Here is a 14,589-nt window from a genome sequence, read left to right on the forward strand (position 1 = left end):
TGTAAATATCCCGCTGAATATAGCATATTTGATAGTCAGGTCTCCTTAACCACATTATCATCATTGGCTTCATAAGCTGTATAATCATTATCCCCTGTGTACTGGCATTTCTGTTCTTCCAAATATCCATCTGCGAGATACAGAATCCGGTCTGCAGAGGCAATGGTTTCCGGGCGATGGGCAACCAGCAGGACAGGTAGCCCCAACTGGCGTAGTGTCTGGCTTATCTGGATTTCACTCTCAACATCAAGGTGGCTGGTCGCTTCGTCCAGTAATAAAAACCCCGGTTGTTTGTACAACGCTCTTGCCAGCAAAATACGTTGCTTTTGCCCTCCGGAGAGTCCACCACCGGTTTCACCGATTAATGTCTGATATCCCATTGGCATTGCCATGATATCAGTGTCAATCAGCGCAAGACGGGCACACTGGATCATTCTTTCCTGATTGCGGTCTTCGCTGAAGAAAATGATGTTATCTGCAATGGATCCCCTGAAAAGGTGATCATCCTGCAATACGGTACCAATCCGACGTCGTACCTGAAAATAATCGGGGTGCGTTTGCGGTATGCCAAATGTTCTGATTGTCCCTTCATCAGGAATATGAATCCCCAGGATAAGTTTCACCAGCGTCGATTTTCCGCACCCAGATTTACCCGTAATGGCCACCACTTCACCCGGCTGCAGCGCCAGTGAAATTCCGCGAAGTATCGGTTTGTTCCCGCCCTTGTGGCTGAATAAGATGTGCTCGATAGATAACGGGGGATGAGCTTCCGGATTCCCACTGACTACGGAGGTAATGACAGAAGTATTGACGTCTTCATGAACGGGCCGTTGCTGATGCCCTTCTGTTTGGGTTAGCACAATGTCAGCCAGACGCTCATTATAAACAGCAAGCATTCGCCACGAAAAAAACTTGTCAGTAAGGCTGCTAATACTTGAAGAAAAACGCATCTGATAAGACAAGTAGGCAACCAGCATACCGACGGTAAAGGTGCCATTCAGCACTTCACCGGCACCTTTCCACAAAATAACCGCCGATACCACACTGCCGGTCAGGGTGTGCGCAATGTCATAGCACATCAGCAGACGACTCTGGCGCAACTGCGTATTTCTCCGGGTGACGTTAAGATTCAGCCAAGCGGCTTCCCGAAATGCAGTCACACCGTTTATTCTCAGGCTCAGGATCCCGTTAAGGGTTTCAAGAAAATATCCTGATTCCCTGGCCCCAGCATCCCAGACGTCTTCTGCAGACTGTCGAAGAGACGGATACCAGAGCGCTCTCAGCACGCCGTAAATGACTGCTGCCAGTACCGCTATCAGCGTCATTTCAGGACTGTATAACAACATCATGCAGAGCGCAGTCACCACAAGCAGCACATCCAGAATGCCTTCAAGTACCTGCGTGGTCAGCGCCTGCTGGATGGTGTCTACCGCATCAAAACGCGCGTTAATACTCCCCTTACTGCGTGCATCGTACCAGGAGAGAGGGAGACGAACCAGATGATGGAACACCCGGGCAGTCCACTGCATATTAAAATTAACGGACAAGGTAATACTGGCCCACTGACGGGCCAACGACAGCAGCATCTGGGTAAGTGACAGCAGTAATAGGGCGATGATAATAACGGTCAACAGGCTTCGATCGGCGGCGACCAGGACTTCATCGATAACCAGCTGGTTGAGAAGAGGACTTCCTAATGTCAGTATCTCCAGCGCCAGGGCAAAAACGATGATGCGGGACATTGCCGCCAGTAGGCCGGGTGTTTTTCCTGTCAGCTGGCGTAGACGAATTTTCTTTCTTTCATCACTTGCAGTGAAATCGCTTGCCGGCATTAGCTCCAGCGCGACGCCGGTGAAGTGCTTCCCTGCGTCCGTCAGGGAAATTGTCACCTTCCCCTTATCGGGATCATGTATAACCAGCCTGCTCCCACGAACCTTATGAAGTACAACGAAATGATTCATGTTCCAGTGGAGAATACAGGGTAGAGAAAGAGACTTCAGGTCTTCCGGCTCCAGCCTGACGGCGCGGGAAGACAAACGGATACCGGCAGCACATTCAATCAGCCTCTGCAGGGTCATTCCCTGAGTACTGATACTGAAGCGTTCACGAAGGGTGGGAAGATCCGTCTGCAGACCGTGCCAGCTGGCCATCATTGCCAGACACGCCAGGCCACACTCCGCTGACTCTGTCTGGCGGATGAGGGGAAGCTGTCTTCTCCCTGTCCAGTTCAATGCTCCCATTACAGTTTTCCTTTCAGGCTCCAGAGCGGTTCTGTCAGCCACTCCCACAAATGACGTGTATCCAGGCTGACATCCCCTTCGAGGGTCATACCGGGACGAAGAGGTTCTTTTTTGCCATAAGCCAGAATAAAAGTATTCTCAGGTTCGACAATCACACGGTAGTGCCCTTCATTCTCCCTCCAGGTGACAGGGGATACGGAGAGTAAATCTGACGGCGTCAGCGTTGTACGGCTTATCTCACGAATAGTCCCGTACTGAACACCAAACTTCTGATAGGGGAAAGCAGCGAACCTGAGTGCAACACGTTGCCCCGGCTGGACAAATCCGGCGTTCTGACTGGTGGCATAGAGTTCTATCTGCAGACGCGCATTGTCGGGGACCAGCGTCATGACAGGTTCAGATGCTCTGACCGACTGCCCCTGCCTGACCAGCACGGCGGCAACGGTTCCGGATACCGGAGCGGTGAGCGTAAAATGCTCCTGTCCGGCCAGTTCGCCCTGCTGCTGTCTTATCCCCTGTAACTGCCTGTCCAGTTCAGCTTTCCGGCTTTCGCCCTGAACGATGAGATGGATAAGGTCGTCTTCAGCGGCCTCCATTGCTGTGCGTAATTGCAGAAGCCCCTGACGTTGATCCTCAACATTTTGCTGTGCCGTGGAGACGTCAATCTGCTTCTGCTGGTATTCGATATCTGAAACGTAATGCGTACCGGCAAGTTTTTTATAACGCTCCATGACGGACACGGCCAGCGCAACCTGATGCCCGGCAAGCGACAGGCGCTGCTCTGCACTTTTAATCTGAGGTTTCAGGGAGGCAATTCGCTGTTTTATGGCGTGCTGCTGCTGACTGTTGTCACGCATTTCGAGAGCCTGTTGAGAAGACAGCATGGCATACTGAGTTCTCAGGGACATGCCCATGGCAGCCAGCGTACCTGTGCCCTGTTCGTTATAATGCTCGCCGCTGATATGGTAAACGGGCTCACCTGCGATGACATGCTGACCTTCTGAAACAGTCTGTCGGGTGACGTATCCGGCATATTGAGGTGTTATTTTCACCAGTCCTGATGAAGGCATAACGATGCCTGTAAGATGTGCCTTACGGGTATAACTATCAAAATAAATAAATAATGCGATGCTCAAAACCAGGAATATTGTTGTAAGGGCGTATACTGTCATGCCGAATGATGTGGGTAAGACAATATCTCCGTACCCAGTATCACTGTGATGATTTAAAGCTTCTTCCCTGAATATACTCATAGTTATAAAACACTCTGAATATTTAATAATATAACAAATGCATTCATACTTGAATGTATTAATATAGGGTAGAAAAGAGATCTACTTTTTATTTTAACAGCAAATAATAACATCGATACAACAAAAAGAATCATCTGATCCAGCATATTGTAATACTGCCCATGCATTAGACAAAAAAACAAAGAAGTTATTACACACGGAATGACCAGGTTTTTTCTGTAAATTGAGCATGCAACCTCGAAGGCACAGCCTCTGTAGATGATCTCCTCATAATAGGGAACTACTAATGTCATTACTATAACCGTTATCCAGTTTATCTGTGATGGTTCGTAATGGTATAAATAGTTTCTGTAGCAATAAACAGTAAGTTGTATAAAAATAATTATGAGGAATGAAAATACTGAAAATTTAACTGAAGCCGGACTTCCACTCATTTTTATTATACATCCAGGAATCTTTTTCAGATAAAAAAAATAAACGAAAGTTGAAATTAGAATTTCGGTAATAAATATAATAGTAAAAGCAGTATCCAGTCCGACATAGCGCAGCATAAAAGCCGGGGATAGGGTTACAACGGTTGATATAACAACCACTATAAGAAAAACGATAGCACTTTGTTTACTATATATAACTTGGCCCGTACGCTCATTCATTACAAGGCGTCACTTTATGAAAGTTTTTATTTTTGCTAAAATCATATCTGTAAATTTAGCAGTGGAAAACAGAGTAATCAATGTAATTACTATCTTTGAAAACTCCTCAGGTAAGGAAAACCAGGATAGGTCAATAATGGAGGAGCCACTTAATAGCGCAAAACCCAGTAATAAACTTAATATAAAAGACAATATTTTAATAACCATTGCAGCATCCTCCGTTGATACTTACTTATCGGCTACAAGTACCGCCGATGTCACCTCCTGAACAATGACTGGAACCGGCTGTATTTCCTCCCCCGTTACCATTTCCACCACCGGAGAGACACTGGCCGGTAACTGCTCCACCAATAGTTCCTCTTGCCATTCCAACAAGGCCACCTTTGATTGCACCACCGACCATCCCACTAAACACAGCATCACCACACCTAGATGTGTCCGGATCACTGTAAATATGTGTCGGTGCATTCCGTCCCAGCGTGTTACGTGCTCCAGTTTCAGAGTGACTGTTGAAGTTATGTTCATGGTCACCAGAGTTTCCACCACCGCTAACTAGTTCTATTTCACTTAAAGTTAATTCTTTGATATTTGACATAAAAATCCCTCTTTTACATTTTAACATAAAGTGCGATTGCACTATCACACGACAGAAATGTATGGATAAAGTGAATTTATGTAAATAAATGTAAACGCAACCTATTGACTGATTGAATTGAGTTTGCTTTTTATTGCTTATTGATTTTATTCACTGGCATATCTCGATAAGATGCTTGTATCCGACAGGCCTGTGAAGAGCTGTAGCCAGTTGCTTCAGCTGTTTCCCGGATATTCAAGTTTTATACTTGTTGATAGTATCGGGGTCTGAAGTTCAACCGTACGCTAAGTACGTTTTTTGAAGGGTATCAAGTTAAATATCCAAATCAGACTGATTGAAACTCATCATCCCCCTCCTTTACTTCGTTTAGATCAACTAAAAAGACAAGACCTCGAGCGAAGCGAGTTTCGTCAAGCGAAGCGAAGACGGATAGCTAAGCTGGTTAAAAAGCATACGGATATGTCTACTTTTCTCTATATATAAAATATAAAAATATAATAGTAGACATTAGACACTCACTACGTTCGAGTCCCTCGCTTCGCTCGGAATTTTGAAGAAATGTATGAATCTATAAGCAAAGCAACTATCGTTGAACTATCAAGCAACTGACCGAAGCCAAAGTTAATCAGGTTCAAATCATGCCTTAAAACGCTCTGAGCTAAGCTGTAATCGATTTTTATGATATTGGTAATACAATTGCATGCCTTGTAAAGAAAAACGCTCTACGGGCTTCCTGTGCGATATTTACGAATTCAGTGCTTTACTACTCAATTTTGATGTTGAATACAAGCGCGTTCCCTTCCCTGTTTGCGACTTCCCTCGTTCTTTTGCCAGATAAGAAAGCCAGAATACCGGGTCATCAAGTGATTCATGAGCATCTCCATGAATGACGTAGTGCTCGGGATAGTCTTTAGTGGCTTTAGACAAGTTTACCAGCGTTGCTTTACCACCTGTCAGTTTCATCCAGATTTCCGTAATAATACCAGCGATCCCTCTTTCAGGAGTTCCAAACCACCTTACCGAACGATGTGGAAGTGCAATCCAGCAATGGTAATGGGGCTGTGAAGCCTTTTCCTGTTCGCAAACCCAACCGTAAGCAAAATCGATAATAGGTTCCGATAAACCGTTGTTCCCTGACTCCAGGCGGGCACGTAATCGTTTGAACAGTTTGCGTATGTATTCGTTAGAGCGAAAAGGTTGAGCCAATCGAAGACTGTATCCTCTTTGAAATTGGGGAGCACAGCAATGAAACGATACAGGAAAACCAATGTGTGAGATCTGGAAGGATGATGAATCACGAACGAAGAACATTACAGCTTTAAACAAATACAATTAACGTATATTCAGATCACTGTCTTTTACCTTACCAAATCTACCGACCTAATTATTACCGACGAGTCGCGTAGCGACGAAGTTTCACGAGGCGAAGCCGAAGTGACACACAGCATTTTTGAATGTTAACAGTAGGACTATCACTTGTTCGCTTCGCTCACTGCGTGATACTTCGTCGCTACGCGACTCGTAGTAGTTATATTATGTTATTAAAAGTTCTGATTAGGCTGATCCCTGTCATCCGTTCGCTACGCTCACGTCTGAACTCGCTTCGCTCGAGTTCTTTCAGAATTATTGCTTGGGTATGATTTCAACGAGGCGCAGCCGAAGTTGCTATATATTATAATGAAAAATTAAAACATTAAAAAACAATAACATACAAAAATAGATGTCCTTTGCATGTCTCATTCAAGGGTTTTAACGCAAATAAAAAAACATATATATCAATAAGTTATAAATGCATGTCTTTATATGTCACGACTTATGGGACATACAAATTTTGATTGTCCGTGAAAGATGATAAATAATGGCATCAACAACAAATCCAAGTGGATGTAACCATGAAATTGTACTTTACAATCTTTCCCAAAAGAACAGAAAGCGAATCTTATTTTCTTCGCGATTCCAACGTAAAACTGAACCGGGTTGACAATAAAGAAGTTGATTTACATCTCGATTTTGAGCGTTCTTTCTCAACCATAGCCCAAAGACGGGGACTCGATAAAAGCGAAGTAGATCGAGTTAGAAAGATTAAACAACGTCTTCCTCAGCACAAACACATAGGCGTTGCTCGCCTGAGCATAACTATATTAAAAAATCGCCAATCAGCGTTGTGTTATCTTTTCGTCTGTGAAGGCAACGTAGCATACCTGTCAGCACCTGAAATGGTTTTCTGTGGCGATTCTATGTTCATAAGCTCAACAAAAAGATGCTCGGTTTATGAAACGACCTACAAGGCCACCAAACCCGATTCGAAGCATAGTTACGTTAACTTGCGTTTTGATTCTGAATATAAACTTGTCACGAAAAGACGTGGGCCATCGAAGATTGAGAAATCGTCGCTAACTGCAGCTTCCGACGCCTCCTTATTAGAGGAAGTTAAAACTTTGCGCAAAGAAAATGAGAGGTTAAAAAAACAAAACAATGTCACATAAAATTATAGGTGGACGCCGTTCTCATCCGAAGGCGCTGTTGCCTCTTCCAACTGTATAAGGTAAATCATAGCCTCATCGCGGTTCGTAGCACACATTTCTATTGATGGTTTAAGACTAATGCATATTTTTGGGCGTAGGGGCGACCCAAAGATGCTACACAGGTTATCTTCAGATAACTGAACACATCTTACATTAGCAGGCTTACCCTGCGACATTCCTGGGATTGGGCTTGAAATCGATGGGGCAGTACAACAAGCCCCACAATCGGTACGACATTTCATTACTGATTCCTTGCTCATCGTCCATTGGTCATTGACAGTAACAGAATGTCTTACTGGCTGATAGTTTGCCGTATATGTCCACATTTTAAAGTAATGTGACTATTCATTTTCAATGTATTGAAAATATGGGAATAGAAGCATAAATACCCCCATATGCTTTTCTTAACCTCTTCATTTTTTCAGTGTAAAATCTTGCTCAGATGCATTTTCATGCAACTTATTACAAGGAGTTACTATGAGCTTTTATGTTAAGAAGAGCATTCGCGTTGGACCGATGAGATTCAACCTATCCAAATCAGGAGTCGGTGCATCTATTGGTATAAAAGGGCTGAGGTTTGGTACTGGCCCAAGAGGAAATTACATCCACATCGGCGCTGGCGGGGTCTATTATCGTGCTTCGCTTTCACCAAGCCTGGTCCCACAGAACAGAAAGAAGGTTCAACATTTACCAGACGACTCCCCAATAGAACATGCCACTACACATGCACCTCTTGAGGAAATCGAGTCATCCCATATCTCGGAAATCGTTGATTCAAGTTCCCGAGAACTACTTGAAGAGTTGAACAACAAACGTAAGAAGTCACAAATATGGCCCTTGGTCATGTGCCTTTCGATTGCGCTGTTACTTTACGGTTTTTCACAGGCATGGCCTGAGTGGTGCATCGCTATAGGATTTATCGCAGGGGTAGCAATCTCTGTTTTTGCTTACATGTACGATCAGCTAAGAAAGACTACTGTGCTTTTTTATGACTTTGATGATCAAATGATGGCATGTTACCAGCAACTTCATGATAGTGGAGCAAAGCTCGCAAGCTGCTCAAAAGTATGGCATATAGAGGCTTCTGGAGCCGTTTATGACCCCAAGTATCATGCCGGAGCTGGTAACTTACTACGCAGAAAAGTAACCTCTATCAGCAAATCAAAGCCTCCCTTTGTTAAAACAAATATTGAGACGATTGCTATCAATGTCGGTCGCCAAACATTACATTTTTTTCCAGACAGAGTACTCGTTTATGACCGTGAAGGTGTAGGCGCTGTTGGTTATAACCAGCTATTCGTTAATGTTGGTGATAGCCGATTCATTGAAAGCGAAGGTGTACCTGGAGATGCCATAGTCGTTGGCAGGACATGGAAGTATGTGAACAAGTCTGGAGGCCCAGACAGAAGATTTAAAGACAATTCAGAACTTCCTATATGTCTGTATGAAAACCTTTCGTTTACAAGTCATTCTGGACTAAATGAGTTATTACAACTGTCTAAAACTGGCTATGGAGAAAGCTTTTCACATTCAATCGAAACTCTTAGCAAAAAAGTCATTTCTGCTTAGCTTTGTCATTTTTATACTGCGAATAATTGACCATTAGGCTTGCCGTCCGGCATGCCAGGAATGGGGCTTGAAATGGACGGTGCGGTACAACACGCGCCACAATCGGGACGACAATCCATACAGGCTCTCTTTCGCTGAAGAACGCCCGCGCAGTCGGGCATTGCGCGCACAGTAACACCTTTTGTGTATTGATAGCAAAAGCCACGAATTCCGCTTGCCTGAAAGGCCGAGCACGAGTAATTTGGCGCGATATTTTTTACCACCCGTAAACAGGATTACTGCAATGCCAAGAGCGAACGAAATTAAGAAAGGTATGGTACTGAATTACAACGGCAAGCTGCTGATTGTGAAAGATATCGATATTCAGGCCCCGAGCGCCCGTGGTGCAGCAACGCTGTACAAAATGCGTTTCGCCGATGTGCGTACCGGTCTGAAAGTGGAAGAACGTTTTAAAGGTGACGATATCGTTGATACCGTGACCCTGACCCGCCGCTATGTTGATTTTTCCTACATTGATGGCAACGAATACGTGTTCATGGATAAAGAAGATTACACCCCGTATATCTTCACCAAAGATCAGATTGAAGAAGAACTCCTCTTTATTCCTGAAGGCGGGATGCCTGACATGCAGGTTCTGACCTGGGATGGCGTGCTGCTGGCGCTGGAGCTGCCGCAGACCGTAGATCTGGAAATCGTGGAAACGGCTCCGGGCATCAAAGGTGCATCCGCAAGTGCCCGCAACAAACCAGCAACCCTGACGACCGGTCTGGTGGTGCAGGTGCCAGAATACCTCTCCGCGGGCGAGAAAATCCGCATCCATATCGAAGAAAAACGCTATATGGGTCGCGCAGACTAATGCGATATTCGCCCGGTGGCACAACGCCACCGGGCAACAGACGTTACAGCAGTTCCGGGTATTTCGTCATCTTCAGCGCCAGCTCAACGCCCCGCACTTCCGCCATGCCTTTCAGACGACCAATTGCCGAATAACCTGGGTTCGTTTTCTTACGCAGATCGTCCAGCATCTGGTGACCATGATCGGGACGGAACGGGATAGGACGAACGTCACCCGCGTGCTTACGACGTACCTCTTCCGCCAGAATCGCATCCACTACCGCGACCATATTCACATCGCCGCCCAGGTGCGCTGCTTCATGGAAGGTTTTTGGATTATCCTCACGACAGGTCGCACGCAGATGCGTGAAGTGAATACGATCGCCGAAGGTTTCAATCATCTGCACCAGATCGTTATCCGCACGCACGCCGTAAGAGCCGGTACACATGGTGAATCCGTTATAGATACTGTCCACGGTCTCTTTCAGCCACTGCATATCTTCAATCGTGGACACGATTCGCGGTAAACCGAGAATAGGACGCGGAGGATCGTCCGGGTGCACAGCCAGGCGTACGCCCGCTTCTTCCGCTACCGGTACGATAGCGCGCAGGAAAAACGCCATGTTTTCACGCAGCTGGTTTTTATCAATATTCCCGTATTCCGCCAGTCGCGCGCGGAACTGATCCAGCGTATAGCCCTCTTCAGCGCCCGGCAGGCCAGCAATAATATTGCGGGTCAGCTTTTCAATCTCGGCGTCACTGGCTGCGTTAAACCACGCGAGCGCCTGCTGCTGCTCTTCAGCCGTGTAATCGGCTTCTGCACCAGGACGTTTCAGGATGTGCAGCTCAAATGCGGCAAAGGCAATCTGATCGAAACGCAGCGCTTTTGAGCCGTCCGGCAACGTGTACTCAAGATCGGTGCGCGTCCAGTCAAGAATGGGCATGAAGTTATAGCAAACAGTATCAATACCGCAGGCCGCCAGGTGACGAATGCTCTGCTGGTAGTTGGCAATCCAGGTCTGATAATCACCTGAATGGGTTTTGATATCTTCGTGAACCGGGATGCTTTCCACCACAGACCAGGTCAGGCCTTTTTCCGCCAGCAGCGCCTGACGCTTTTTGATTTCTTCAATCGGCCATACCTGACCATTAGGAATGTGATGCAGCGCCGTCACGACACCCGTTGCGCCAGCCTGACGCACATCATCAAGAGAAACCGGATCGTTCGGCCCGTACCAACGCCAGGTCTGTTCCATTGCCTCACCTCTAAAGTTGTTATACCAATATGGATGACTACGATGACGACTACCATACATGTTTGCCGTAAAGGGTCAACACACCGCCACACATTGATTGATCAAACTCACACTTCGGGGATATTTACGGCTCACCAATTTTATTTGCTGTCATATAACTTTACACTGGCGTTGTTAATTAATGGTTAATCAGGTGTGTATTTCATGAAGACAATTGCCTCCACCTCGCTTCCTGCCCATGTCCAGCTCCCTCGCTACGATCGTAAGCAGTTACGCTCTCGCATCGTCCATTTTGGCTTCGGCGCATTTCACCGCGCGCATCAGGCCTTGTTAACAAACCGGGTGCTGAATGAGAAAGGCGGCGACTGGGGTATTTGTGAGATTAGCCTCTTCAGCGGCGACGTGCTGATGAGCCAGTTGCGCGCACAGGATCATCTCTTCACCGTGCTGGAAAAAGGGGCGGAGGGAAACCAGCCGATTATCGTCGGTGCCGTCCATGAATGTCTGAACGCAAAACTGGATTCTCTGCCTGCCATCATTGAGAAATTTTGTGAACCTCAGGTCGCCATTGTGTCGCTCACCATCACAGAGAAAGGTTATTGCATCGATCCCGCCACCGGTAATCTGGATTTGCACAACCTCCGGATCGTTCACGATCTGGAGAACCCGTCTGAACCGCACTCCGCACCCGGGATCCTGGTCGAGGCGCTCCACCGCCGCCGTGAACGCGGTTTGTCCGCTTTTACCGTCCTCTCCTGCGACAACATCCCTGATAACGGCCATGTGGTGAAAAACGCGGTACTAGGGATGGCCCAGAAACGCGACCCGGCGCTGGCAGAGTGGATTAATTCACATGTGAGCTTTCCGGGGACCATGGTCGACCGAATTGTCCCTGCCGCGACCGAGGCGTCGCTGGCAGAAATCACGAAAGAGCTTGGAGTAGAAGATCCTTGTGCTATCAGCTGCGAACCGTTTATTCAGTGGGTAGTGGAAGACAACTTTGTTGCCGGACGCCCGGCATGGGAAGTGGCTGGTGTACAAATGGTGCAGGACGTGCTGCCGTGGGAACAGATGAAATTGCGCATGCTCAACGGCAGCCACTCTTTCCTCGCGTATCTGGGCTACCTCGCCGGGTATGCGCACATCAACGAATGTATGGAAGACACCGCTTTTCGCGAAGCCGCACGTCGGTTAATGCTGAATGAGCAGGCTCCTACGCTGCGTATTAAGGATGTCGACCTCACGGCTTATGCCGATAGCCTGCTTGAACGCTTTGCCAATCCGGCACTGCAGCACCGGACCTGGCAAATTGCGATGGACGGAAGCCAGAAATTGCCGCAACGCATGCTGGATGGGATCCGCATCCATCTTGAACGTAAAACCGCGTGGCCGCTGCTGGCCCTGGGCGTTGCAGGCTGGATCCGCTACGTCAGCGGAACCGACGAGCGTGGCGACGCAATTGATGTGCGCGATCCGCTGAGCGATAAAATCCGCACCCTTGTTGCAGCCAGCAGCGACGCTGAGCGCGTCAACGCCCTGCTGGGGCTGAGTGAAATCTTTGGTCACGATCTCGCACAAAATAGCATTTTCGTGGAGGCCATCAGCCAGGCCTATCAGCGCATCGCCCGCCATGGCGCGCGTCAGGCTGTTATCGAAACGTTAAATATTTAGCGATTATTGCGCTTAAGGCGAACGGCGATTGCCTCCGTTCGCCCTCCCCCTTCTCATTGCGCCCGTTTTTCGCCAGGATGATGGATAATTGTTATAGCATCACAATTATCGACTGGAGCGCACGTGACCAAAACCAACCTCATTACCGGTTTTCTCGGCAGCGGTAAAACCACCTCAATTCTCCACCTGCTGGCCAATAAGGATCCGGCAGAAAAATGGGCCGTACTGGTCAATGAATTTGGCGAAGTGGGTATTGATGGCGCATTACTGGCAGACAGCGGCGCGATGATCAAAGAGATCCCCGGTGGCTGCATGTGCTGCGTAAATGGTCTGCCGATGCAGGTCGGGCTGAATACGCTGCTGCGTCAGGGCAAACCAGACCGTCTGCTGATTGAACCGACCGGGCTGGGTCATCCGAAGCAAATTCTCGATTTACTGACCGCACCGGTCTACGAGCCGTGGATCGATCTGCGTGCCACGCTGTGCCTGCTGGACCCCCGTCAGCTGCTGGATGAAAAAGCCGTGACCAACGAGAACTTCCGCGACCAGCTCGCCTCGGCAGATATTATCGTCGCCAATAAAGAGGATCGCGCAACGGCGGAAAGCCAGTCCGCGCTGGAGACATGGTGGCAGCACTTCGGTGGCAACCGTCAGCGGGTGCAGACCACCCAGGGGAAAATTGATAACGCCCTGCTTGACCTGCCTCGCCTGAACCTGGCGGCGCTCCCGGCAAGCGCGGAACATGCCCACAGCCATCCGCAAAAACAGGGTCTGGCTGCCCTGAGTCTGCCGGAGCACCAGCGCTGGCGTCGTAACCTTAACAGCGGCCAGGGCTATCAGGCCTGCGGATGGATTTTCGATGCGGATACCGTATTCGACACCATCGGCATACTCGAATGGGCCAGACTGGCTCCGGTCGATCGTGTTAAAGGGATCATGCGCACACCGGACGGGCTGGTGCGGATCAACCGTCAGGGCGAAGATTTCTTTATCGAAACGCAAAATCTGGCGCCACCTGATAGCCGAATAGAGTTAATTAGTGCGGTTAACGCCGACTGGAATGCCCTGCAGTCCAGCCTGTTGAAGCTTCGTTTAAGTTTGGGCGGCTAACGTTGCCCCAGATTTCACTCTATGCTGAATGTTATGACGACTCGACTTCCCCTGATATTACTGCTTAATGTCGCCGGTCTGGCGCTCTTTTTCTCCTGGTATATCCCGGCGAATCATGGTGTCTGGTTTCCGCTGGATTCTGCCATTTTTCACTTCTTCAACCAGGAACTGGTGAAGAGCGAAGCCTTCCTGTGGCTGGTTGCTATCACGAATAACCGCGCCTTTGACGGCTGCTCGCTGCTGGCGATGGGCGGCCTGATGCTCTCTTTCTGGCTGAAAGAGGACAAAACAGGACGCCGCCGTATTCTGATTATTGGTTTGATGATGTTGCTGCTTGCGGTGGTAATTAACCAGCTGGCAACGGCCATTATTCCGGTTAAGCGTTCCAGCCCAACGCTCTTCTTCCCCGATATTTATCGCGTCAGCGAGCTGCTGCATATTCCAACGAAAGATGCGTCGAAGGCCAGTTTCCCGGGCGATCACGGAATGATGCTGCTTATTTTTTCCGGCGTGATGCTCCGCTATTTCGGCCGAAAAGCCTTTGCGATAGCCCTGATTATTTTTGTGGTTTTTGCCTTCCCACGGGTAATGATTGGCGCTCACTGGTTTACTGATATTGCTGTCGGTTCGCTCTCTTCTGTGCTGGTTGCGCTGCCGTGGTGTCTGATGACACCGCTGAGCGACAAGATAATAGCCGTGTTCGATCGCTACCTCCCCGGCAAAACGCAACAAATCAGAAACCAATAATTAACCTTAATTAACACTATGCATCAGGGATCGTTTTGATCCTTGATGTATTTTTCTCTCCTTCCGCCCCCTCCCGTCATCATTTCGTCACAATATTCGTGATAAAAATGAATGTGTTGCACGGTTTTTAACCTTT

The 14,589-nt window shown here is 47.9% G+C and carries 13 protein-coding genes and 3 pseudogenes; 7 read left to right on the forward strand and 9 right to left on the reverse strand.

All coding sequences use genetic code 11. From position 1 onward, the window contains the following. Positions 1-35 precede the first annotated feature (35 nt). From AM379_RS00450 to AM379_RS24285, 3 genes are read right to left on the reverse strand one after another with little or no spacing between them, the layout of a single operon-like run. Complete coding sequence (locus AM379_RS00450; RefSeq protein WP_236900320.1) at positions 36-2,240, reverse strand: peptidase domain-containing ABC transporter; 2,205 nt, start codon at positions 2,238-2,240, stop codon at positions 36-38. Beyond that, positions 2,240-3,493, reverse strand: a complete 1,254-nt coding sequence (locus AM379_RS00455) for an HlyD family secretion protein (RefSeq protein ID WP_045143229.1) — start codon at positions 3,491-3,493, stop codon at positions 2,240-2,242. The genes AM379_RS00450 and AM379_RS00455 overlap by 1 nt, the downstream gene beginning before the upstream one ends. Before the next feature lie 2 nt (positions 3,494-3,495). Continuing rightward, positions 3,496-4,146 (reverse strand): CPBP family intramembrane glutamic endopeptidase, encoded by a 651-nt coding sequence (locus AM379_RS24285; RefSeq protein WP_050737110.1) that lies wholly within the window; start codon positions 4,144-4,146, stop codon positions 3,496-3,498. Between the two features lie 16 nt (positions 4,147-4,162). Between AM379_RS24285 and AM379_RS24055 the strand changes: the two genes are divergently transcribed. Then, entirely contained in the window at positions 4,163-4,414 is a 252-nt protein-coding gene (locus tag AM379_RS24055) for a hypothetical protein (protein WP_154820316.1), read from the forward strand. Here the strand turns inward: AM379_RS24055 and AM379_RS00470 are convergent. From AM379_RS00470 to AM379_RS00480, 3 genes and pseudogenes are all read right to left on the reverse strand, one after another. Continuing rightward, positions 4,379-4,741 (reverse strand): hypothetical protein, encoded by a 363-nt coding sequence (locus tag AM379_RS00470; protein ID WP_072048459.1) that lies wholly within the window; start codon positions 4,739-4,741, stop codon positions 4,379-4,381. The genes AM379_RS24055 and AM379_RS00470 overlap by 36 nt on opposite strands. 130 nt (positions 4,742-4,871) lie before the next feature. Further along, positions 4,872-5,000: pseudogene (locus tag AM379_RS24290) on the reverse strand (recombinase family protein); the annotation flags it as partial. A 485-nt stretch (positions 5,001-5,485) separates the two neighbouring features. Next, positions 5,486-5,926 (reverse strand): annotated as a pseudogene (locus AM379_RS00480) (YagK/YfjJ domain-containing protein); the annotation flags it as partial. A gap of 707 nt (positions 5,927-6,633) precedes the next feature. On the opposite strand from AM379_RS00480, the gene AM379_RS00485 reads away from it, so the two are divergent. Continuing rightward, complete coding sequence (locus AM379_RS00485; protein WP_045143046.1) at positions 6,634-7,227, forward strand: hypothetical protein; 594 nt, start codon at positions 6,634-6,636, stop codon at positions 7,225-7,227. A 2-nt stretch (positions 7,228-7,229) separates the two neighbouring features. On the opposite strand, the gene AM379_RS00490 is transcribed toward AM379_RS00485, so the two are convergent. Next, complete coding sequence (locus tag AM379_RS00490; protein WP_072048460.1) at positions 7,230-7,508, reverse strand: YkgJ family cysteine cluster protein; 279 nt, start codon at positions 7,506-7,508, stop codon at positions 7,230-7,232. A 235-nt stretch (positions 7,509-7,743) separates the two neighbouring features. Between AM379_RS00490 and AM379_RS00495 the strand changes: the two genes are divergently transcribed. Continuing rightward, positions 7,744-8,835 carry a DUF4236 domain-containing protein gene (locus tag AM379_RS00495; protein ID WP_045143047.1) on the forward strand — a complete coding sequence of 364 codons (1,092 nt, stop codon included), beginning with the start codon at positions 7,744-7,746 and terminating at the stop codon, positions 8,833-8,835. A 35-nt stretch (positions 8,836-8,870) separates the two neighbouring features. Here the strand turns inward: AM379_RS00495 and AM379_RS24060 are convergent. Continuing rightward, a pseudogene (locus tag AM379_RS24060) lies at positions 8,871-8,954 on the reverse strand (YkgJ family cysteine cluster protein); the annotation flags it as partial. A 164-nt stretch (positions 8,955-9,118) separates the two neighbouring features. Here AM379_RS24060 and yeiP point away from each other — a divergent pair. Next, positions 9,119-9,691, forward strand: coding sequence for an elongation factor P-like protein YeiP (gene yeiP / locus AM379_RS00500; protein ID WP_008500940.1), 573 nt, complete (start codon positions 9,119-9,121; stop codon positions 9,689-9,691). Positions 9,692-9,734: 43 nt separating this feature from the next. Here the strand turns inward: yeiP and uxuA are convergent, their stop codons facing one another. Next, positions 9,735-10,925, reverse strand: coding sequence for a mannonate dehydratase (gene uxuA / locus AM379_RS00505; protein ID WP_032678583.1), 1,191 nt, complete (start codon positions 10,923-10,925; stop codon positions 9,735-9,737). A 204-nt stretch (positions 10,926-11,129) separates the two neighbouring features. On the opposite strand from uxuA, the gene AM379_RS00510 reads away from it, so the two are divergent. The 3 genes from AM379_RS00510 to AM379_RS00520 all read left to right on the forward strand — a co-directional run bounded on the left by AM379_RS00510 (position 11,130) and on the right by AM379_RS00520 (position 14,453). After that, positions 11,130-12,596 (forward strand): mannitol dehydrogenase family protein, encoded by a 1,467-nt coding sequence (locus AM379_RS00510; protein WP_106503356.1) that lies wholly within the window; start codon positions 11,130-11,132, stop codon positions 12,594-12,596. A gap of 123 nt (positions 12,597-12,719) precedes the next feature. Beyond that, complete coding sequence (locus AM379_RS00515; protein ID WP_106503357.1) at positions 12,720-13,706, forward strand: CobW family GTP-binding protein; 987 nt, start codon at positions 12,720-12,722, stop codon at positions 13,704-13,706. Positions 13,707-13,739: 33 nt separating this feature from the next. Further along, entirely contained in the window at positions 13,740-14,453 is a 714-nt protein-coding gene (locus tag AM379_RS00520) for a phosphatase PAP2 family protein (protein ID WP_025203633.1), read from the forward strand. Positions 14,454-14,589 lie beyond the last annotated feature (136 nt).

It is taken from the genome of Enterobacter cloacae complex sp. FDA-CDC-AR_0132 (assembly GCF_003010695.1).
GTDB lineage: Bacteria > Pseudomonadota > Gammaproteobacteria > Enterobacterales > Enterobacteriaceae > Enterobacter > Enterobacter ludwigii.